Annotated in this window: 19 protein-coding genes; all 19 read left to right on the top strand. The window is 64.4% G+C overall.

Features of this window, described 5'->3' with window-relative positions; all coding sequences use genetic code 11:
* Positions 1–4: 4 nt before the first annotated feature.
* On the top strand, positions 5–625 hold the full coding sequence (locus tag A7D27_RS07800; RefSeq protein ID WP_069564541.1) for a pseudaminic acid biosynthesis-associated methylase: 621 nt from the start codon (positions 5–7) through the stop codon (positions 623–625).
* A complete protein-coding gene (pseF, locus tag A7D27_RS07795; protein WP_069560346.1) occupies positions 622–1,326 on the top strand; it encodes a pseudaminic acid cytidylyltransferase in 705 nt (234 codons plus the stop codon). Before A7D27_RS07800 ends, pseF begins: the two co-directional genes overlap by 4 nt.
* A gap of 1 nt (position 1,327) precedes the next feature.
* Positions 1,328–2,395 carry a UDP-2,4-diacetamido-2,4,6-trideoxy-beta-L-altropyranose hydrolase gene (gene pseG, locus A7D27_RS07790; protein ID WP_069564540.1) on the top strand — a complete coding sequence of 356 codons (1,068 nt, stop codon included), beginning with the start codon at positions 1,328–1,330 and terminating at the stop codon, positions 2,393–2,395.
* 22 nt (positions 2,396–2,417) lie between these two features.
* Positions 2,418–3,491, top strand: a complete 1,074-nt coding sequence (locus tag A7D27_RS07785) for an N-acetylneuraminate synthase family protein (protein ID WP_069564539.1) — start codon at positions 2,418–2,420, stop codon at positions 3,489–3,491.
* On the top strand, positions 3,449–4,060 hold the full coding sequence (pseH, locus tag A7D27_RS07780) for a UDP-4-amino-4,6-dideoxy-N-acetyl-beta-L-altrosamine N-acetyltransferase (RefSeq protein WP_083265558.1): 612 nt from the start codon (positions 3,449–3,451) through the stop codon (positions 4,058–4,060). Before A7D27_RS07785 ends, pseH begins: the two co-directional genes overlap by 43 nt.
* Positions 4,050–4,748, top strand: a complete 699-nt coding sequence (locus tag A7D27_RS07775; RefSeq protein ID WP_170832280.1) for a WbqC family protein — start codon at positions 4,050–4,052, stop codon at positions 4,746–4,748. Before pseH ends, A7D27_RS07775 begins: the two co-directional genes overlap by 11 nt.
* Positions 4,745–5,422, top strand: a complete 678-nt coding sequence (locus A7D27_RS07770) for a class I SAM-dependent methyltransferase (protein ID WP_069564536.1) — start codon at positions 4,745–4,747, stop codon at positions 5,420–5,422. Before A7D27_RS07775 ends, A7D27_RS07770 begins: the two co-directional genes overlap by 4 nt.
* Positions 5,419–6,786: an FAD-dependent oxidoreductase gene (locus A7D27_RS07765; protein WP_069564535.1), complete on the top strand. Its 1,368-nt coding sequence runs from the start codon at positions 5,419–5,421 to the stop codon at positions 6,784–6,786. The genes A7D27_RS07770 and A7D27_RS07765 overlap by 4 nt, the downstream gene beginning before the upstream one ends.
* Positions 6,776–7,459 carry a PIG-L deacetylase family protein gene (locus tag A7D27_RS07760; protein WP_069564534.1) on the top strand — a complete coding sequence of 228 codons (684 nt, stop codon included), beginning with the start codon at positions 6,776–6,778 and terminating at the stop codon, positions 7,457–7,459. The genes A7D27_RS07765 and A7D27_RS07760 overlap by 11 nt, the downstream gene beginning before the upstream one ends.
* A 25-nt stretch (positions 7,460–7,484) precedes the next feature.
* Positions 7,485–8,507 carry a hypothetical protein gene (locus tag A7D27_RS07755; protein ID WP_139134063.1) on the top strand — a complete coding sequence of 341 codons (1,023 nt, stop codon included), beginning with the start codon at positions 7,485–7,487 and terminating at the stop codon, positions 8,505–8,507.
* Positions 8,504–12,442 carry a glycosyltransferase gene (locus tag A7D27_RS07750; RefSeq protein ID WP_069564532.1) on the top strand — a complete coding sequence of 1,313 codons (3,939 nt, stop codon included), beginning with the start codon at positions 8,504–8,506 and terminating at the stop codon, positions 12,440–12,442. Before A7D27_RS07755 ends, A7D27_RS07750 begins: the two co-directional genes overlap by 4 nt.
* A gap of 246 nt (positions 12,443–12,688) precedes the next feature.
* Positions 12,689–14,152 (top strand): flagellin, encoded by a 1,464-nt coding sequence (locus A7D27_RS07745; RefSeq protein WP_069564531.1) that lies wholly within the window; start codon positions 12,689–12,691, stop codon positions 14,150–14,152.
* An 80-nt stretch (positions 14,153–14,232) separates the two neighbouring features.
* Positions 14,233–14,619 (top strand): flagellar protein FlaG, encoded by a 387-nt coding sequence (locus A7D27_RS07740; protein ID WP_083265556.1) that lies wholly within the window; start codon positions 14,233–14,235, stop codon positions 14,617–14,619.
* Positions 14,620–14,698: 79 nt separating this feature from the next.
* The gene (gene fliD, locus A7D27_RS07735) at positions 14,699–16,153 is read left to right on the top strand and encodes a flagellar filament capping protein FliD (protein ID WP_069560357.1); all 1,455 of its coding nucleotides are present in this window, start codon (positions 14,699–14,701) and stop codon (positions 16,151–16,153) included.
* 121 nt (positions 16,154–16,274) lie between these two features.
* Positions 16,275–16,658 carry a flagellar export chaperone FliS gene (fliS, locus tag A7D27_RS07730; protein ID WP_069564530.1) on the top strand — a complete coding sequence of 128 codons (384 nt, stop codon included), beginning with the start codon at positions 16,275–16,277 and terminating at the stop codon, positions 16,656–16,658.
* A 10-nt stretch (positions 16,659–16,668) separates the two neighbouring features.
* Positions 16,669–16,968: a flagellar assembly protein FliT gene (locus A7D27_RS07725; RefSeq protein ID WP_069564529.1), complete on the top strand. Its 300-nt coding sequence runs from the start codon at positions 16,669–16,671 to the stop codon at positions 16,966–16,968.
* 208 nt (positions 16,969–17,176) lie between these two features.
* The gene (locus A7D27_RS07720) at positions 17,177–18,649 is read left to right on the top strand and encodes a sigma-54 dependent transcriptional regulator (protein WP_069560360.1); all 1,473 of its coding nucleotides are present in this window, start codon (positions 17,177–17,179) and stop codon (positions 18,647–18,649) included.
* Positions 18,650–18,759: 110 nt separating this feature from the next.
* Positions 18,760–19,971, top strand: a complete 1,212-nt coding sequence (locus A7D27_RS07715) for a PAS domain-containing sensor histidine kinase (protein ID WP_069560361.1) — start codon at positions 18,760–18,762, stop codon at positions 19,969–19,971.
* Between the two features lie 4 nt (positions 19,972–19,975).
* On the top strand, positions 19,976–21,382 hold the full coding sequence (locus tag A7D27_RS07710) for a sigma-54 dependent transcriptional regulator (protein WP_069564528.1): 1,407 nt from the start codon (positions 19,976–19,978) through the stop codon (positions 21,380–21,382).
* The last annotated feature ends 26 nt before the right edge of the window (positions 21,383–21,408 follow it).

Raw genomic sequence — 21,408 nt, 5'->3', positions numbered from 1 at the left:
CGCCATGCGCGAACTGACCGAGCAGGAACGTTTCTGGCAGGGCGAGTTCGGTGACGACTACGTCGACCGCAACGACGGCGAGCGCCACGTAGCCAGCGCCACCGCCTTCTTCGCCCAGGCCCTGCGCCGTGCCGGGCGCCTCGACAGCCTGCTGGAGCTGGGCACCAACCGCGGGCTCAACCTCCAGGCGCTGCATCGGCTGCTGCCGGACGCCGCCCTGCATGGCGTCGAGCTGAATGCCAAGGCCCACGCCATCGCCCAGTCACTGGGGATCGCCGAGGTCTGGCACGGCTCGCTGTTCGACTACCCGGTGCACGAGCCGGTGGATCTGGCGTTCACCCGTGGCGTGCTCATCCACCTGCCGCCCGAGCTGCTGCCTAATGCCTACGCCAAGCTGTACGAAGCCAGCCGGCGCTATGTGCTCGTCGCCGAGTACTACAACCCCTCGCCGGTGGAAGTCAGCTACCGGGGGCACACGGGCAAGCTGTTCAAGCGCGACTTCGCCGGCGAGCTGCTCGATCGCTACGAGGGCCTGCGCCTGGTGGACTACGGCTTTATCTATCGGCGTGATGTGAACTTCCCGGCCGATGATATGAACTGGTTCCTGTTGGAGAAGCGCCCATGAGCCGCGTCGCCATCATCCCCGCCAGAGGCGGCAGCAAGCGCATCCCGCGCAAGAACCTCAAGCTCTTCCAGGGCCAGCCGATGATCGCCTACCCGATCCGCGCGGCCTTGCTGTCCGGGCTGTTCGACCGCGTCATCGTCAGCACCGACGACGAGGAGATCGCCAGCGTGGCCCGCGAACTGGGGGCCGAGGTGCCCTTCATGCGTCCGGCGGCCCTGGCCGATGATCATGCCGGCACGGTCGAGGTCATCCAGCATGCGCTCCGTGAGTTGGCTGCCGTTGGCGACCACCCCGACTACACCTGCTGCCTCTACGCCACCGCCCCTCTGGTATTGCCGGAGAAGCTCAGTGAGGGCTTCGAACTGTTGGCGGCACATCCGGAGAAGGATTTCGCCTTCACCGTCACCGATTTCGCCTCGCCGGTGCAGCGTGCCCTGCGGGTTGCCGCCGATGGCGGCGTCGAGTCGCTCTATCCCGAGTTCTACGAAACCCGTTCCCAGGACTTGGAGCGCGCCTACCATGACGCCGGTCAGTTCTACTGGGGGCGTACAAGTGCCTGGCTCGCAGGCAAGGCGGTACACGCGCCGCATTCTCTGCCGCTGATCCTGCCGCGCTACCTGGTGCAGGACATCGACGGTCCCGACGACTGGCACCGTGCCGAGCTGATGTACGCCGCCCTGCTGCTGGAGGGGGATATCTGAGATGCAGGTGCTGTTTCGTGTGGATGCATCGCCCGTCATGGGTAGCGGCCACCTGATGCGCTGCCTGACGCTCGCCCGTGAATTGTACGAGCAGGGTGCCGGATTGACCTTTGCCTGCCGTGACCTGCCCGCTGCGCCCCTTGCGCTGGTGCCGAGCGACTACGCGCTGCTGAGGCTGCCCGCGAGCGCTGCTGACGAGACGGCGGCCTGTACCGCCGAAGCGCGGATCGATAACCGCGCCGATGCCGAGGCGTTGCATGGATTGCTGGGCGAACGCCATTTCGACTGGTGCGTCGTCGACCACTACGGGCTGGACGCCGAGTGGCATGGCCTTGCACGTCGTCATGCGTCGCGCGTCATGGTGCTGGACGACCTGGCCAACCGCCCCTTGGACTGCGACCTGCTGCTGGACCCGGGCCTGCATGCCGAACCGCATGCACGCTACGCCAGCCATCTGACCTGCTCTGCAACGACGCTGTTCGGTCCGTCCTACGCCCTGCTGCGCGAGGAGTTCCTGCGTGCCCGTGAAGGAATCGCACCGCGCGCCGGTGAGCTGAAGCGTCTGCTGGTGTTCTTCACTGGTGGCGACGACCAGGGCGAGACCCTCAAGGCCCTGCAGGCGCTGGCAGATTGGCGGCCGCAACTGCAGGTGGATGTGGTCATCGGCCTTGGGCACGGTGATCACAAGGTGCTGGAGCGCCTCTGTACCGCCCAGGGCTGGCACCTGCACTGCCAGATCGATTACATGGCCCGGCTGATGGCCGTGGCGGACCTGGCCATCGGCGCCGCTGGCTCGTCTTCCTGGGAGCGCTGTGCTCTTGGGCTGCCGGCTCTGGTGGTGGTGCTGGCGGAAAACCAGCGTGAGCTGGCCCGGGGGCTGGACGGGCTCGGCCTTGCCATCGACCTGGGTGAGCACGCCGACGTGTCATCCGCCGACTACCGGCGCGTGCTGGAGGGCCTCGACGCCGAGCGACTGCGCGGCATGTCCCGGCGGGCCTGGGACCAGGTCGATGGCCTCGGCGTCGCCCGTGTCGGGCGCGCACTCATGGACGCAATGGCCGGCTCCTGAGCCGGTCGTGGAGGATGCAAGCATGTCGACACGTCATTTCCAGATCGCCGGGCGCCCCATCGGCCCCGAGCAGAAGCCCTATTGCATCGCCGAGGTGGGGATCAACCACAACGGCGAGCTCGACCTGGCCCTGAGGATGATCGAGGTCGCCCGCGAGGCAGGGGCCGATGCGGTCAAGTTCCAGACCTTCAAGGCCGAGGAGTTCTGCGGCGACCCGCAGCAGATGTTCACCTACCAGTCCCAGGGGCGCAGCGTCACCGAGTCCATGCTGGCGATGTTCCAGCGCTACGAGTTCAGTGAGGTGCAGTGGCGTGCGGTCAAGGCGCATTGCGCCAAGGTCGGCATCACCTTCTTCTCCTCGCCGCAGAATCGCAGCGACCTCGACTTGCTGCAGCGGATCGGCGTGCCGGCGATCAAGGTCGGCTCCGATGACTTCAGCAACCTGCCGCTGCTGCGTCATTACGCCGGTGCGGGCCTGCCGCTGATCCTGTCCTGTGGCATGAGCGACCTGGCCGAGGTGCACCAGGCGTTGGAGACCGTGGGCTGGTTCGAGGGAGCCCAGGTGGCGCTGTTGCTGTGCACTTCGCAGTACCCGACGCCTGACGAGGACGTGAACCTGGCCAAGTTGGGCACCTTGCAACAAGCCTTCCCGGGACTGCTGACCGGCTTCTCCGACCACACCCAGGGGCCGCTGGCTGCTTCCCTGGCCGTGGCACGTGGGGCGCGCCTGTTCGAGAAACACTTCACCCTCGATCACGACCTGCCCGGGCCGGACCACTGGTTCTCCGAGAACCCCGAGGGCTTGGCCGAGTGGATCGGCAGCATTCACCGCGCTGACGTCATCATCGGTTCGCCCTACCTGCGCCCGACCCGCGCCGAAGAGGACATGCGAATGCTCGCTCGACGCAGCCTCGTAGCCTTGCGCCCCATCGCGGCTGGCGAGTTGCTAGGGGAGGGCAACATCGGCTTGCGCAGGCCCGGCACCGGGCTGTCTCCGGCCTATTTCGACCTGGCTCTGGGCTGTCGTGCGAGCAGGGACATCGGGGCGGGCGAATGGCTTGCTCTCGGGGACTTCCAGAAGGGGGATGCATCATGAGGGGTCTTGGTTTCAGTCGGAAGGACTTCAGTCTGCGCCCACTTACCGAGGGTGACTCGGCGGCCATCCTGCGCTGGCGCAATGAGGAATCAATCCGCTCTTGCATGTACAACAACCGTGTCATCGCTTGGGAAGAGCACCAGGAGTGGCTGCATTACGAGTTGCAGAACCCAGACGCCCGTCACTTGATCTTTCTGTATCGCGGGAAGCCAGCCGGCTACGTAGCCGTCTCTCTGATCGAGCGCCGACACCAGCGTTGCTGTTGGGCCTTCAACCTCTCCGACGAGCGCGATGGCTTGCCCAAGGGTATTGGTGCCGTCATGGAGTATCTGGCGCTGGAATACATCTTCGACGAACTGGGTATCCGTAAGCTCTGCTGCGAGGTGCTGTCCTTCAATGAGCGGGTGACCAAGCTGCACAAGCGCTTCGGCTTCTCAGAGGAGGGCCTGTTACGCCAGCATGTGCAGCGTGATGATGGCCTCTTCGATGTTGTGGTGTTGGCGTTATTCGCGGACCACTGGCACGCCTGTCGCGACCAGATTGCAGAGGGGCTCTTCGGTGGAGACTAACCCTTTGCGGATCGCCATCCACCAGCCAGCCTACCTGCCGTGGCTGGGCTATTTCGACCGCATCGCCCGGGTCGATCGCTTCGTCTTCCTCGACACGGTGCAGTTCGAGAAGAACAGCTTCATCAACCGCAACCGCATCAAAACCCCCCAGGGCGCGCAGTGGCTGACCATACCGGTGCTCAGCCGTGGCCACCTGGCCAGCACTCTGCGCGAGACACGCATCGATGAAAGCCGTGATTGGCGCCGTGACCACCTCAAGGCGGTGGCCATGAACTACCGCCGGGCGCCACGCTTCGCCGAGCGCTACGCGCAGTTGGAGCAGCTCTATGGCGAGCGGCAGGACAACCTCGCCGAACTCTGCTGGCGTCAGTTGGGCTTCTGGCTGGACCAGTTGGGTATCGACACGCCCGTGGTGCGGGCCAGCGAGCTGGACGTCGACAGCCGCAAGTCGCAGTTGGTTCTGGACATCTGCCTGGACCTCGGGGCCGACGCCTACCTCTCAGGCGCCCTCGGTCGCGACTACCTCGACGAGGCCGCCTTTGCCGAGCAGGGCATTGCCGTGCAGTACCAGGCCTTCACGCCGCCCACCTATCCCCAGCTCTGGGGCACGTTCGTGCCCGGTCTTGGTGTGCTGGACTGGTGGATGAATTGCGGCGACAGCCGCGCTGGATTCAGGGAGCTGACATGAGTTTTTCCATCGAGTGGGAACAGCGCTACGCCGCCAGCACTCACCTTTCCATCTGGCCCTGGTCTGATGTGGTCAGTCTGACCAAGCGCCACTGCCGCGATCTGGGCCCTGGGAAGCGAGTGCTGGAGCTGGGTTGCGGCGCGGGCGCCAATATTCCGTTCTTCCAGTCCCTGGGGGTGGATTACCACGCGGTGGAGGGCAGCCCGACCATCGTTGGTCAGCTGCATCAGCGCTTCACAGGGCTGAATGGGTGCATCGTTAACGGGGATTTCACTCAGGCGTTGCCATTCCCGGTCGGCTTCGACCTGGTGCTGGATCGCGCCTCGCTCACCTGCAACGGCGAGTCGGCGATTCGTCGCTGCCTGTCCCTGGTGTTGGAATCGTTGCGTCCGGGCGGGCTGTTCATCGGCATCGACTGGTACTCCTCGCAGCACTCTGATGCGCAACTGGGGGACATGGCCGAGGACGGCCGCACCCGTACCAACATCACCCAAGGCTCCTTCGCCGGTACGGGGCGTGTGCATTTCTCCGACGAGGCCCACCTGCGGGAACTTTTCGCCGGCTTCGAGCTGGTGTTCCTGGAGGAGAAGCAGGCGCTTCGACATGAGCCGGCTGATTGCCATCGCTTCGCCTCGTGGAATCTGGTGGCACGCAAGCCGGGAGAGCAGCCATGACCGCACAGCGTCCGGTCGTCGTGGTGGGGGGCGGTATCGCCGGTTTGCTGGCGGCGGCCTGGGCTCAGGCCTGCGGCTTGCCCGTGACGTTGCTGGAGCGCGCGCCTGCTTGCGGTGGCCTGTTGCGCTCGTTTCGTGATGCCAGCGGGCAGGTCTTCGACATCGGCACGCACATCCCGGCAATGACGGGCGATGCGGTCGTCGATGGCCTGCTGTTCGAGGTGCCTGGGCTTGCCTGGCATGAGGTGCCGGTGCTGCAGGTGGGCAATGCGTTTGCCGGTGTGCTCGACACCCGCAGCCAGTTCATCGATATCACCCGGCTGCCCGAGGCCGCCTACCAGGCGTGCCTGGCGGGGCTGCTCAATACCCTGTCCAGCGACCAGGGGGCGCCTGACCTCGAAGCAGCCCTGCGCCGGCATTTCGGGGATGCACTGGCGGAAACGGTGTTCTTTCCGCTGCTGCGGCGCCTCTATCAGGCGCCGTTCAACGAGCTGAGCGCCAACAGTCACCGTTTCCTCGGGTATGGCCGTGTGATCGTTGGCTCGGCCGAGGTGTGCCGTGAGCTGAAGCGCTCGCCGCTCTACGACCGCAAGGTGGCGTTCCGCGACTACCTGGAAGGGCGCAGTGCGGTGCGGCACCGCTATCCAGCCGAAGGGGGCATGGGGGCATGGATCGACGCGCTGTGCCGCCGTTTCGAGGCCCGAGGCGGACGCCTGCTGACCGGCGCCCAGGTGGAGCGTATGGAGGTGGATGCTCGTTCGTTGCGCCTGGCCGACGGGCAGGACATTCCCTTCGAGCACCTGATCTGGAGCGCGCCGCTGGCTCACCTGGCTCGCGCGATGGGGGAGCGGGTGGACGGAGCACCGCCGCGCTTCCTGCCGTTGCGACTGTTCCACTTCGTGCTGGACCAGCCGCCGGCCTGCGACTGCCACTACCTCTACTTGAACGATGCCGATGTCAAGACGTTCCGCATCACGCTTTACGAGAACTTCTTGCCTGCACAGGGCAGCAGCCGGCGCATGACGGTGGAGGCCGTGGATACCGTAGGCGTGGAACCCGAGCAGCAGGCTCGCGCCATCCTCGATGAGCTGCGTCGCTGCGGGGTGCTGGGGGCGGGCTGTCAGGCCCGGTTGGTCCTTGAGCAACCGGTGGCCAACGGTTTTCCGGAGATCACCGTGGCGCAGGAGGCCGCCAGCCGCGAGCTGCGCGAGCGTCTGCTACGCCGCTTCCCGGCCTTGTTGCTGTGCGGACGCAATGCGGCGGAGACCTTTTTCACCACTGATACGTTGCTGGATACCGCGGTGCAGTTGGCGTCGCGTTTCGGCCGGCCGGACCTTGAGCAGGGAGGCATCCATGGGAACTGAGCGGGTTCTGGTGATAGCGGCCCACCCGGATGACGAGGTGCTGGGCTGCGGCGGCAGCATCGCGCGGCATGTGGCGCGGGGCGATGAGGTGCATGTGGCGATCATGGCTCAGGGACTTTTCAGCCGCGGTACGCCGGAAGAGGCGGAGCAGCAGGCCCTGCGCGATGCCTGTGCCCAGGCCAACCGTCACCTTGGCGTAGTCGGGCTGGAGTGCTTCGACCTGCCGGACAACCGCCTGGACGGGCTCGATCGGCTGGACGTCATCAAGCCCGTCGAAGCACTGGTCGACCGTATCCAGCCCGGCATCGTCTACACCCACTGGAGCGGCGATGTGAACATCGATCACCGACGCCTGCACGAGGCGGTGGTGACAGCATGCCGTCCGCAACCCGGTCACCCGGTCCATACCCTGCTGTTCTTCGAAATCCCTTCATCCACCGAGTGGCAGGTGAGCCAGAGTGCTCCGCAGTTCTGGCCGACCTGGTTCAACGACATCGAGGACACCCTGGAGGCAAAACTCCAGGCGCTGGACATCTATGCCATGGAGATGCGTGCCTGGCCGCATCCTCGTTCGCTGCGTGCGGTGGAGCACCTGGCACGCTGGCGTGGCGCCAGTGTCGGCATGCAGGCGGCCGAGGCATTCGTCCTCGGCCGTCGACTCAATTCCTTCTGAGGGCGCCTGGCGCCGAGACGATTCCATGAGCGATCAAACCCATCACATGCAGGACTGGACAAGTACCGACCTGCGTCGGTCCAGCGGCGGGCAGCTTTTTGATAACGCGGGTGTACGTCGCTTGCGCGCGGCCGTGGAAGAGGACTTCGCCGCCCGGCAGCTCGCGTCTGGCGGGCTGCGTTTGTTCGGTGCGTTTTCCGAAGCGGAGGGGCTGGATGACCTGCTGGCGAAGCACGCCAGCGCGCTGGCTGAGGGCCAGCGCCTGGTGCTGGGCATGCGTTCCGTCGCCCATTGGCAAGCCGCATCGGGCGACGGCGCCAGGCTGGCGGACGTGCCGGCGGAACGGGGCACTGCAGCCTGTGAACCGGCCGATCTGGCTGCACTTGCGTCGCGCCATGGTCTTTCCCTGGTTGCGCTCGAACCCTATGGAGGCCTCTGGGACAACGCATTCCTCCTTGCCAGCCTGCCGCACCCGTTCAAGTGGCTGCGCCTGCTTTCCTGGCTGGAGACGGACGGTTCGTTGCTGCGCCTGGCGCTGTTGCTGGAGCAGCAGGTCGTGTCCCGGCTGGATTGCCAGGCGACGGGGCGCTACCTGGTGGCCTTGGAGAAGAGTGCGCCGGTAGAGGCGTCACCGGAGTGGAGCTTGCGCCAGCAGCAGGCGCGGCAGATGCGGGCGAGTGACGGCCTGGATGGCTTGCAGGATGTGCTGCAGACCTCCCCCGAAGTGTTCGCCGCCGCCCTGGAGAGCGACTCCACACGCCTCAGGGCGCGCCACCTGCTGTTCATCCTGGTGCGTGCGCTGCGCCTTGCCCGGCCGGCTTTCCAGGTCGGACCGTGGCTCCCGGATGCCGTTGCTGCGCAGCTGGATGCCTGGTTCCGTGCCGAGGCCATCGACACCCGCAACATGGCCCTGGTCCATGGCTGGGTCGCGCCCGGCGCGCCGGAGCGCATGCGCCAGGGCGTGGATATGGTCTCCGGGCTGGAATACCACCTGTCCGCCGCGCTGCTGCGCGATTACTTCAAGACCCACAGCGGAGTCAGTTCGTGAAGTCACCTGCGATCGTCAGCTTTCTCTGGGAGTCGCAGCTGGGTGTGCTGCGTGCCTTCTTCAACCGCCATGGGCCAATGACGGTGGTGACTCTGTCGCCCTACGTCACCGACACCCTGACTACGATAATCGAGCAATCGGGCAGCCGGCTCTTTGTGGTGGACCATGAGCTGGGCGACACTGGCGCCTTGGCGGTGCAGGCCGAATACGAGCCGCTGCGTGAGCGCCTCGACGGCCTGCTGCGTGCGCTTCCGGAGGCACTGGCGGGGGAGCGTGTGGAGGAAGTGGCGCCGGTCATCCGTGCGCGACTGGATGCTGAGCTGCCCTTGCTGACCACGCTGTTGCATGGACTGGAGCTCGCTCAGCGCGAGTTCCAGCTAAGCCTGATGATCGGCAGCGAGGATGTCCTGCCCGCCGCCAAGGTGGCGATGCACTGGGCACGGACCCAGGGCATTCCGTCATTGCACCTGTCCCACGCCCTGGCGTTGAACGATCCGCATACGGTGCATGCGCAACTGGTGGCGGACATCCATGCGGTCTACGGCCAGCGGGGCCTGGAGGGCTACCTGGATTACGGCATCCCCGCTGAGCGCATGCGGGTCACCGGCAACCCGGCCTGGGACCGCCTGGTGCCGCTGCGCGGCGAGCGAGCGCGGCATGAGCAGAGCCTTCGCCAGCGTCATCACCTACGCGAGGGCGGGCCGATCGTGGTGTTCGGCACCACCTGGACCAGCAGCCTCACCGCCCATGGCGATGAGGGCATCTTCGGACAGACCCTGGGCGCCTTCATTGCCGCTTGTGAGGCGGTGCGGCGCAGCGGCCTGGCGATCAACCCGGTGATCAAGGACCGGCCTCCGAACTATCACTTTGGTGAGCGACGGTTCCGCGAGCTGTTGCTCGAGCACGGTGCTGATCCGGCGAGCTATCTCTACACGGTGGAAGACGCGCAGCTCTGGGCTGCCGCGTCGGATGTACTGATTGCGGTGGACTCCAACTATTGCGTCGAGGCCCTGCTGTGCGGGACCCCGGCGATCAACCTGCAGCATCCGGCCAACACCCTGTTCGGCCCTTGCTACGGTGCAGATGCCGGCGTGCTGGATGTGGAGATGGATGAGCTGGCCGAGGCACTGCTGCGCCTGCTGAGCGATGCTGACTTCCGCGAGTCCCTGCACGCGAAGGCGGAGCAGGGCTTGCCCTACCTGAACCTGGGGGTTGATGGCCTGGCCACCGAGCGGGTGGTCGAGCTGATGGGCGAGATGGCCAGGGGCCTGGTGCCGAAGCTGGTGGCGTGGCTGGAAGCCCGCCTGCCCAGCGAGGCTGAGCGCTCGCTGATCGAGGCGAAGATACGGGCCGTGGGAGTGGCTGGCCCTCTGCTGGACATCCATGTACTGGGCTCGGAGCAACCTGATGCGTTGGCCGCGACCCTGGCCAGCCTGGAACAGGCATTGTCGGCGCCGTTCCGGGTACGGGTCTATGACACCGAGCCCGTTGCCGGGGTCGAAACGTTCTGCGTTGAGGGGCCGCAGCGTCTGGACGTGCTGAACGAGCAGTTGTTGAGTGCACCGGATGCCAGTCCCTGGCAACTGGTGGTGGAGGCCGGTGTTGAGTTCACCCGGGCCGGCCCCTTGCTGCTGTGCCTGGAGTTGGCCGAGGCCCTTCGCGCGGAAGCGGAGGAGGGGGTGATGGCACACGCCTGCTACGCGGATGAGTTGCAGCGAGCACCTTCCGGCGCCCTGGGGCCGTTGTTCAAGCCGGATTTCAATCTGGACCTGCTGCTTGGCTTCCCGGCGCTCGTCGGTCGGCATTGGGTGTTTCGTCAGCGCAGTGTCGTGGAATTGGGGGGGCTGGATACGGTATTCGGCTCTTCGTCCCTGCTGGATCTGGCATTGCGCCTGGTCCATGGCAGCGGAGGCAATGGCGTGCTGCATATGCCGGAAGTTCTGCTGGCGGCGGATGCTCCGGTCATGGAGGTCGCACCTGCGGAGCAGGTTGCCATCGAGCGTCATCTTGCGGCGCGGGGCTACGATGCCGCGCGGGTCCAGGCTTTCCTGCCAAGGCGTTACTACATCGACTACGGTCATCCGGAGGCGCCCCAGGTCGCCATCGTGGTGGCGGTGCAGGACAACCTGGGTCTGGTGCAGCGGTGCGTCGAGAGTCTGCTGGAATACACCACCTACTCCAACTACCAATTGCTGCTGGTGGACTGCGGCAGCGTCGAGTCCGCCACCCAGGACTGGCTGCAGGGCGTCGATGCGCTGCAGAGCGAGCAGGTGAAGGTCTGGAACTTCGACGGGCCGTTCAATCAGGCCGCGATGGTGAATGCCGTCGCGATGACGGTGGAGGCGGAGTACCTCCTTCTGCTGAGTCATGACGTGCGCATCATTCAGCCGGAATGGCTGGAGCAGCTGCTCAACCATGCCCAGCGGCCGGAGGTCGGTGCGGTGGGGGCCAAGGTACTGGACGCTGAGGGCGGCATCGAGCAGGCCGGCATGGTGCTGGGGCTGCATGAATGTGCAGGACGCACCTTTGTTGGGGAACCTGGCGATGCTCCGGGGTACATGAGCCGCTTGCAGGTCGCGCAGAATTACACGGCGTTGGGGCTCGCCTGCATGATGGTGCGTCGCGCGTCCTTCATCGAGGTGGGCGGCTTCGACGCCGACAGTATCAATGCCTTCTATGCCGATACCGACCTCTGCCTGCGCTTGCGGGCTGCCGGCCTGCTGAATGTGTGGACGCCGCATTGTGTCGTGCAGCGCGAGGGCCTGGATTTGTCGGTACTGGCCATCCCTGGGGCGCTGGAGCGGCAGGCGGCGTTCCGTGGGGAGCGCCAGGAGATGCTGCGGCGATGGCTGCCGGTGCTGGCTCGGGACCCTGCCTACAATCCGAATCTGTCGTTGAAGGGAAGCGGTTTCAGCTTCGAGTACCCGACTCGTCGCGTGCACCACCCGCTGCTGCCCCAGGTGGTCTGTTACCCCGCCGATATCACCGGTTGCGGTCACTACCGCGTCCGACAGCCTTTCGCGGCCTTGCGGCAGGTTGGCATGGTCGATGGGCTGATCAGCGGTGTGCATCTGCCCGTGGTGGAACTGGAGCGGGCGGGGGCCACGAGCCTCATCCTGCAGCGGCAGATCATGGAGCCGCAGATCGAGGGCATCCGTGAAGTGAAGGCGTTGTCCGGTGTGTTCAAGGTCTACGAGCTGGACGACTACCTGCCCAATCTGCCGCTGAAGAGCGTACACCGCGACACCATGCCGAAGGACATCCTGCGCTCGCTGCGCCAGGCGGTGGCACTGACCGATCGCTTCGTTGTCTCCACCGAGCCGCTGGCCGAGGCCTTGCGCGACCTGCACGGGGACATTCGGGTGGTGCCCAACTTCCTCCCCGAACACTGGTGGGGCAATCTGCGCAGCCAACGCCGTCGAGGCCGCAAACCGCGTGTCGGCTGGGCCGGAGGGAGCAGCCATCTGGGCGACCTGGAGCTGATCACCGACCTGGTCAAGGCGCTGAAGGACGAGGTGGAGTGGGTCTTCTTCGGCATGTGCCCGGAGCGTATCCGTCCCTACATCCATGAGTTCCACGGCGGCGTACCCATCGAGCAGTACCCGGCGCTGCTGGCGAGCCTGGACCTGGACCTGGCGCTGGCGCCACTGGAGCCGAACCTGTTCAACGAGTGCAAGAGCAACCTGCGCCTGCTGGAATATGGCGCGTGCGGTTTCCCGGTGATCTGTACCGATGCGGTCTGCTACCGAGGCGACCTGCCGGTGACCCGGGTGAAGAACCGCTTCAAGGACTGGCTGGACGCAGTGCGCATGCACCTGGATGACCTGGACGCCACTGCTCGGCAGGGCGATGCGCTGCGCGAGCGTGTACTCGGCGAGTGGATGCTGAAGGGCGAGAATCTGCAGCGCTGGCGTTCGGCGTGGCTGCCGGACTGAGTTTCTCAGGAGCCGACGAACGGTATGGCGAAATCCTAAAGCTTCGTCATACCCGCCGATAACCCCGGTACGGACACAGTTCGTGCTTGTTGAGCAAGCCCCGGGAGAAAAAATTTCAAATCTCCCCTAAAGGTCCAACGACAAGCGCCGATAAACAGTTCGAATGCGAATTCTAGGGGCACCTGAGCAGCAGGTCCTGAAGGTCGCAGGCTCAGGCAAATACTAGGTACTTCGGGAGACGCCACCATGGCACTTACAGTCAACACAAACATCGCTTCGCTCAACACTCAGCGTAACCTGAACGCATCGTCCAACTCGCTGAACACCTCGCTGCAGCGTCTCTCCACTGGTGCCCGCATCAACAGCGCCAAGGACGATGCCGCCGGCCTGCAGATCTCCAACCGTCTGACCAACCAGATCAGCGGCCTGAACCAGGCAACCCGTAACGCCAACGACGGCATCTCCCTGGCGCAAACCGCTGAAGGTGCCCTGCAGCAGTCCACCGCGATCCTGCAACGTATCCGTGACCTGTCCATCCAGGCCGCCACTGGCTCCAACAGTGCTGACGACCGTGCCGCCCTGCAGAAAGAAGTGACTGCCCAGCAGGCCGAACTGTCCCGTATCGCCGAAACCACCACCTTCGGTGGTCGCAAGTTGCTGGACGGCTCCTTCGGCACCACCAGCTTCCAGGTGGGTTCCAAGGCCTACGAGACCATCGACGTGACCCTGCGCGATGCCTCCTCCAGCAAACTGGGTTCCTACCAGGTCGGCGGCGGCGCCTCTACCAATACCGCTGGTGCTTCCGCGGCCGCCACCACCAAGACCGGTACCCTGATCACCGGTAGCGGCGGCGCCTTCGGCTCCGGCACCGTAACCGTGGTGGGTAATGGCCAGACCAAGGACATCGCCATCACCGCGACTGACAGCGCGAAGAGCATCGCCCAGAAGTTCGACGGCTCCATCTCTGGTCTGTCCGCCACTGCCCGTACCGTGGTTCAGGCCGACGTGAACTTCACCTCCGGTGCCGCTACCTTCAACATCACCGTGGGCAGCAATACCGTGCAGATGGTAGGTGTGACCTCCAACGAGGACCTGACCAACCAGATCAACTCCAACGCCGGCAAGTTGGGTCTGACTGCCAACTACGACAAGCAGAGCGACAAGATCACCATCACCTCGTCTACCGGTGAGACCATCCAGTTCGGCACTGCGACTGGTTCTTCGGCAGGCACTATTGATGTGGCTGTACAAGGTAACGATGGGACCTTCGGGGCTGCAGCAGATGTCAAGGCTGCCGGCGGCAAGGCCTTCGGTTACGTGCAGCTGGACTCCCCGACCTCCTTCGCGGTGACCGGCGCTACCACCGAGGTGTTCTCGCAGAGCTCTTCGACCCTGAACACCGTGGCCAACGTCGACATCTCCACGGCTGATGGTGCCCAGCGCGCAATTGCGGTAATCGATAGCGCCCTGGCGGCGATCGACTCCCAGCGTGCCGACCTCGGTGCTGTGCAGAACCGCTTCGACAACACCATCTCCAACCTGCAGAACATCTCCGAGAACGCTTCCGCCGCTCGGAGCCGGATCAAGGACACTGACTTCGCGGCCGAAACCGCTACGCTGTCCAAGAACCAAGTTCTGCAACAGGCTGGCACGGCGATCCTGGCCCAGGCCAACCAGCTGCCGCAGTCGGTCCTCAGCTTGCTGAGGTAAGTGAGGCAGAGCGCCTAGTCACTGATGGGAGGAAGGGACTTACCCTTCCTCCCATTTGGCCATTGTGAGGTATGTAAAAAATGGATATCTCAAGCATTTCGTCGGTCAGCGCCATCCCTCGGTTGGTGAAGGACTCCAACGGAGCGACGCCTGCCCAGGGCGTTGTCACCCCGAATACGCCCACCACGGTCCCGGTGGCCAGCGGCGCGGCTACACAAGACGACAAGGATGCACGGAAAGGTCAGGGCGCCGACCTGGAGTCGGCTGTGTCTGATATCCAGTCGTTCGTTCAGGCCGTCAAGCGCGGGCTGGAGTTCAGCGTTGATGACTCGACTGGCGATGTGGTGGTGAAGGTCATCGATACCGACTCGGGCAAGCTGATACGCCAGATTCCGTCGGAGGAGCTGCTCAAGCTTGCCGAACGTCTCGACGACATCCGCAGTCTGATGTTCGAAGCCAAGGCCTGAGTTGGCGCGATTCTTGTTTGCTTAGCTGCCAATCCTTCCAGGAAGGGGATTCGGGACGTTTTTTTGACGGAGGTGTGAAATGGCCACAACGATCGGCACAGTCGGTTCGGGACTGATCGACATCGATACGACAGTCAAGACGCTGGTGAACAACGCCAGGGCGCCTAAGCAGAACCAACTGGACGCGCTTGAGTCCAAGACCACCACCAAGCTCACTGCCTTGGGCAGCCTCAAGAGTGCCGTCAGCGATTTCCAGACTGCAATGGCCCTGCTCAACAGCCCGAGCAGCTTCCTGTCGCGTAGCGTGGTCTCCTCCAATACCGCCGCACTGAACGCAACCGGTACCGCAAGTGCCATAGCGGGCACCTACAGCATCAACGTCACCCAGCTTGCCCAGGGCAGCAAGATTGCGTCTGCGGCTTTCGCCGATGGTTCGACGACTGCATTCAATTCAGGAACCCTGGATATCAAGATCGGCGGTGAGGATGCTCTCAACCTCTCCATCGACAGCACCAACAACACACTCACCGGCATCCGTGACGCCATCAACAAACAGGGTGCGGCCAAGGGGCTGAGTGCCACCATCGTCACCGATAGCCAGGGCTCCCGCCTCGTCCTGAGCAGCAGCAAGATGGGCGATGGCAAGGACATCACCATGACCGGTACCAGCACCTCGGGTAGCGCCACCGACCTGAGCAAGCTGACTTTCCCTGGCGCAGCCCTGAATGCGTCTGACTTTGCTACACCTGCCGAGTACGACGCTGCTGTGGCCGCTGCCGGAAAGACCTTGAATACGGCGCAAAGCGCCAAGCTGACCGTTGACGGATTGAATGTGGTCAGCGATTCCAACAGCGTGTCCACGGCTATCGAAGGGCTTACCCTGAATCTCACCGCCGCGACCGAGGCCGGCAAGCCGCTGACGCTCACGGTGTCCCAAAACAACAGTGCTGTGAAAACCAACGTCCAGAACTTCGTCACGGCCTATAACAAGATGGTGTCCACCATCAACAGCCTGACCAAGGTCACAGCAGTGGAGGGCAGCAAGCCCGTTGTAGCGGCCCTTGCTGGTGACTCCTCCGCTCGCAGTCTGCTGGCAAACTTGCGCACCGAACTGGTTACCCAGAGCGGCGATGGTGGGACCGTCAAGGCCCTGGCTACCTTGGGCATTGCGACCAAGACCGATGGCACCCTCGAACTGGACAACGCCAAGCTCGACAAGGCAATAGCGTCGGATGTCCAGGGTATTTCCGACTTCTTCACCGGCGACAACGGCTTGGCCAATCGTCTGACCAACCGCGCCAAGCCCTTCACCTCGTCGGGCGGTGTGATCGAGCAGCGCAGTTCGGTCCTGCGCGACACCATCAAAAGTGTCGACAAGCAGCAGGAAGCGTTGGATGCGCGGATGACGGTGCTCCAGGCTCGCCTCTTCAAGCAGTTCACCACCCTGGACAGCCTGCTGAGCCAGATGCAGAGCACCAGCTCCAATCTGACTTCCCAACTCAAGAATCTCCCGGGTGTTGCCAGCAGCAGTTGATCTGGAGTTTGAAGCGCAAGCCTCCTGATAGCGAAAAAAGATGGACGGAGGCTTAAGCTCTTGCAGGACCGGCCGATAAGATGAACATCGACGAAACACCGGTTCACAAGGAGTTGCGCAAATGAACGCGATGATGGCCATGCAGCAGTATCAGCGGGTCAATGTCCAGGCCCAGGTTGCCGAAGCCAGTCCCCACCGCCTTATCCAGATGCTCATGGAAGGTGGTCTGGAGCGCATGGCGCAGGCCCAGGGCGCGATGATGCGCGACCAGGCGTCGCTCAAGGGCGAGCTGATCAGCAAGTCCATCGCCATCATCGGCGGGCTGCGCGAAGCGCTTGACCCTGCTCAGGGCGGTGAGATTGCCAGCAACCTTGATCGCCTCTACGAATACATGATTGCTCGCCTGATCGAGGCCAATAAGGCCAACGACCCTGCGCTCGTCAACGAAGTGGCAGGGCTGCTGCGCGAAGTGAAATCCGGCTGGGACGCCATCGCGCCCGTTTGAGGAGTGCATCATGAGCCAGACCATGCTCAAGCAGATCGAAGAGACCCGTGAGGCACTCGTCTCGGCGTTCGAAAGCCAGGACTGGGAGGCTGTCGGGCGTCTGGACCTCCAGTGCCGGGAGCAGGTGAACGTGGCGATGCTGGACTGCAGCGACATCGAGGAGGGGCTACGTGCCCAGCTCGAAGCGCTGATCGAGGTCTATCGTCAGTTGACCGAATCCTGTGCGCGCCAACGCGACGAGGTGGCGGCGGAGCTCAGCCAGATTGTCCGTGCCAGCCAGGGTGCCAAGGTGTACCAACTCTTCGGTTGAGTGAACCAGGGCTGCATCGATGCCCCTCGGTGCAGCTTTCGTGGCCTTTCGCGAGGCTATCGGGGCTCCCGAAAAATACACGCCATAAATTTGACTCGGTCGGCGTTTTTGACTTTACTACTGGCCAATTGCCGGCGGAACCCCTTGAGGTACGTCGGTTTTTCTTGCCGCGTTCCAGTGGCGCCCGCTTTCGAGTAAGAACAGACCGATGTGGCGTGAAACCAAGATTCTGCTGATCGACGACAACGCTGATCGGCGTCGAGACCTGACAGTCATTCTGAACTTCCTCGGCGAAGACCACCTGGCCTGCGGCAGCGCCGACTGGCGTGCCCTGGCGGATGCCAGCAGTGCCAGCCGCGACGTGCTCTGTGTGCTGCTTGGCGAGGTTCAGTCCAAGGGTGGAGTGCTGGAGCTGCTCAAGCAGATCGGCAGCTGGGACGAGTTTCTGCCTGTGTTGCTGATCGACCAGGTGGCCCCGGTCGAGTGGTCGGAAGATATCCGCCGCCGCGTGCTGGCCTCCCTGGAGATGCCGCCCAGCTACAACAAGCTCCTCGATTCGCTGCACCGCGCCCAGGTTTACCGCGAGATGTACGACCAGGCCCGCGAGCGTGGCCGCCAGCGCGAGCCGAACCTGTTCCGCAGCCTGGTAGGCACGAGTCGTGCGATTCAGCAGGTGCGGCAGATGATGCAGCAGGTCGCCGATACCGATGCCAGCGTTCTCATCCTCGGCGAGTCCGGCACCGGCAAGGAAGTGGTGGCGCGCAACCTTCACTACCATTCCAAGCGCCGCGAAGCGCCCTTCGTGCCGGTCAACTGCGGTGCGATTCCTGCCGAGTTGCTCGAGAGCGAGCTCTTCGGTCACGAGAAGGGTGCCTTCACCGGTGCCATCACCAGCCGTGCTGGTCGTTTCGAACTGGCCAACGGCGGCACGTTGTTCCTCGACGAGATCGGCGACATGCCGCTGCCCATGCAGGTCAAGTTGCTGCGTGTGCTACAGGAACGTACTTTCGAGCGGGTTGGCAGCAACAAGACCCAGAATGTCGATGTGCGCATCATTGCTGCGACTCACAAGAACCTCGAGCAGATGATCGAGACCGGCAGCTTCCGCGAGGACCTTTACTACCGCCTCAACGTCTTCCCCATCGAGATGGCCCCGCTGCGTGAGCGCGTGGAGGACATCCCGTTGCTGATGAACGAGCTCATCTCCCGCATGGAGCACGAAAAGCGCGGCTCCATCCGCTTCAACTCCGCCGCCATCATGTCGCTGTGCAACCACGACTGGCCGGGCAACGTCCGTGAGCTGGCCAACCTGGTGGAGCGCATGGCGATCATGCATCCCTACGGCGTCATCGGCGTCAGCGAGCTGCCGAAGAAGTTCCGCCATGTGGATGACGAGGACGAGCAGCTCGCCGCCAGCCTGCGCGAAGAGTTGGAGGAGCGTTCCGCCATCGGCGCCGGCCTGCCCGGCGTCAGTGCTCCGGCGATGTTGCCGCCCGAAGGCCTGGACCTGAAGGATTACCTGGGCAACCTCGAACAGGAGCTGATCCAGCAGGCGCTGGACGATGCGGCTGGTGTGGTGGCCCGTGCCGCCGAACGCCTGCGCATCCGCCGCACCACCCTGGTGGAGAAGATGCGCAAGTACGGCATGAGCCGTCGCGACGAAGATATGGCGGAAGATTGACGTACTTTTGCTAACTTGCTGATTTAAAAGGATTAATTTTTAGGCACGGGTATTGCTAAGTCTCTTGTGAAACGACCGTTGGATGACGGTTTGCCGAGCGAGAGACCGAAATGACCGCAAGAGCCAACCCCGCACAGCAAGACGACGAGAACACCCAGGTGAATGTCGAAGAGGCCGGCCGCGCCAGCCTCGAAAAGACCTTCGCCATGTTCAACCAGATGTCGTCTCAGCTCAGTGAGTCGTACAACGTGCTCGAAGCGCGTGTCACTGAGCTCAAAGGGCAGTTGGCACTGGTCAGCGCTCAACGCATGCAGGAACTGGCGGAAAAGGAACGCCTGGCCCAGCGCCTGCAGAGTCTGTTGGACCTGCTGCCTGGTGGCGTCATCGTCCTCGACGGACAGGGTGTCGTCCGCGAGGCCAACCCGGTGGCCTGTAGCCTGCTCGGGCGCCCCCTGGTCGGTATGCTCTGGCGCGAGGTCATCGCGCGCAATTTCGCTCCCCGCAAGGACGACGGCCATGAGATTTCCCTCAAGGATGGCCGTCGCGTCTCCATCGCCACCCGATCCCTCGATGGTGAGCCTGGTCAGTTGGTGCTGCTGGCCGACCTGACGGAAACCCGCCGCTTGCAGGACGAACTGGCCCGCCATGAGCGCCTGTCCTCGCTGGGTCGCATGGTCGCCTCCCTGGCTCATCAGATCCGCACGCCGCTGTCCGCCGCCTTGCTCTATGCCAGCCATTTGGCCGAGCAGGTACTGCCCACCGAACAGCAACAACGCTTTGCCAGTCGCCTCAAGGAGCGCCTCCATGAGCTGGAGCACCAGGTGCGTGACATGCTGGTCTTCGCCCGGGGCGACCTGCCGTTGCCGGATCGCCTCGCGCCGGTGATGCTGTTCGCCGCGTTGCGCTCGGCCGCCGAACCCCACCTCGCCGGCGCCCAGGTGCGTTGGCAGTGCGACATCAGTGGGGGTGAGGTGCTGTGCAACCGCGACACCCTCGTCGGTGCACTGTTGAACCTGATCGAAAACGCCACCCAGGCCGCCGGCTCGCGGCTGCGTCTGAAGGTGCATATCTTTGCCCGTGGCAACGCCCTGCACCTGTCCGTCAGCGATAACGGCCCCGGCATCGAGCCCGCCACCCTGGCACGTCTAGGCGAGCCTTTCTTCACCACCAAGACCACCGGAACCGGCCTCGGCCTGGCCGTGGTCAAGGCCGTGGCACGTGCCCACCAGGGCGAGCTGACGTTGCGCTCGCGCGTGGGGCTGGGCACCTGCGCCACCCTGGTTCTGCCGCTGCTGGCGGCACAGCCGGCTAAACAGGAGTGATTCCATGACCGTCAAGATCCTGCTGGTCGAAGACGACCGCGCCCTGCGCGAAGCCCTGGCCGATACCTTGGCCCTCGGCGGCTACGCCTACCGTGAGGCCGATTGCGCCGAGGCCGCCCTGGTGGCCCTGGGCGAGGAGCCCTTCAGCATGGTCATCAGCGACGTGAACATGCCGGGCATGGACGGGCACCAGTTGCTGGCCCTGATCCGCCCCCGTTATCCGCAGCTCCCTGTCCTGCTGATGACTGCCTACGGCGCTGTCGAGCGTGCCGTGGATGCGATCCGCCAGGGCGCGGCGGATTACCTGGTCAAGCCCTTCGAGCCTCGCGTGCTGCTTGATCTGGTCGGGCGCCATGCCCTGGGCCATGTCGCCCGTGGCGAAGCTGAAGGCCCCATCGCCGAGGACCCGGCCAGCCGCCAGTTGCTTGAGCTGGCGGCGCGGGTCGCCCGCAGCGATTCCACGGTGCTGATCTCCGGCGAGTCCGGCACCGGCAAGGAGGTCCTGGCGCGCTACATCCATCTGCAGTCGTCCCGTGCGGACAAGCCCTTCATCGCCATCAACTGTGCGGCCATCCCGGACAACATGCTGGAAGCCACGCTCTTCGGTCACGAGAAAGGGGCATTCACCGGCGCCATCGCTGCCCAGCCCGGCAAGTTCGAGCTGGCCAACGGCGGCACCATCCTGCTGGACGAGATTTCCGAGATGCCGCTGGCGCTGCAGGCCAAGCTCCTGCGGGTGCTGCAGGAGCGTGAGGTGGAGCGCGTCGGCGCGCGCAAGCCCATCGACCTGGATATTCGCGTGCTCGCTACCACTAACCGTGACCTGGCAGGGGAGGTGGCGGCCGGGCGTTTCCGTGAAGACCTCTACTACCGGCTCTCGGTTTTCCCCCTGGCCTGGCGCGCCTTGCGCGAGCGCCCGGCGGACATTCTGCCCTTGGCCGAGCGCCTGCTGGCCAAGCACGTACGCAAGATGAACCACGCCCCTGTCAGCCTCTCCCGCGAGGCGCGCGATGCCTTGTTGCACCATCCCTGGCCGGGCAATGTGCGGGAGCTGGACAACGCCATCCAGCGGGCGCTGATTCTCCAGCAGGGCGGCATCGTCCAGCCCCATGACCTGTGCCTGGATGCCCCTATCGGCATGGGTGTCGGTTCTTTGGCGCTGCAGCCGGTGCCCGTGTCCTCCGCATTGCCAGTGCCTACTCCGCCGGCGGCGGCCGACGCTGCCAGCGCGCTGGGTGAGGACCTGCGCCGCCACGAGTTCCAGATGATCATCGAGACGCTGCGCCTGGAGCGGGGTCGCCGGAAGGAGGCGGCCGAGCGGCTTGGCATCAGCCCCCGCACCCTGCGTTACAAGCTGGCGCAGATGCGCGATGCCGGCATGGACGTCGAGGCCTACCTCTACGCCAGCTGACAAGGGCCACGCGCCTGTCTAACCAC

Origin of the sequence: Pseudomonas sp. 1D4 (genome assembly GCF_001728925.1) — a bacterium.
Taxonomy (GTDB): domain Bacteria; phylum Pseudomonadota; class Gammaproteobacteria; order Pseudomonadales; family Pseudomonadaceae; genus Metapseudomonas; species Metapseudomonas otitidis.
The sequence above is the reverse complement of the archived record's forward strand: the minus strand, read 5'-3'. Positions and strand labels throughout refer to the sequence as shown.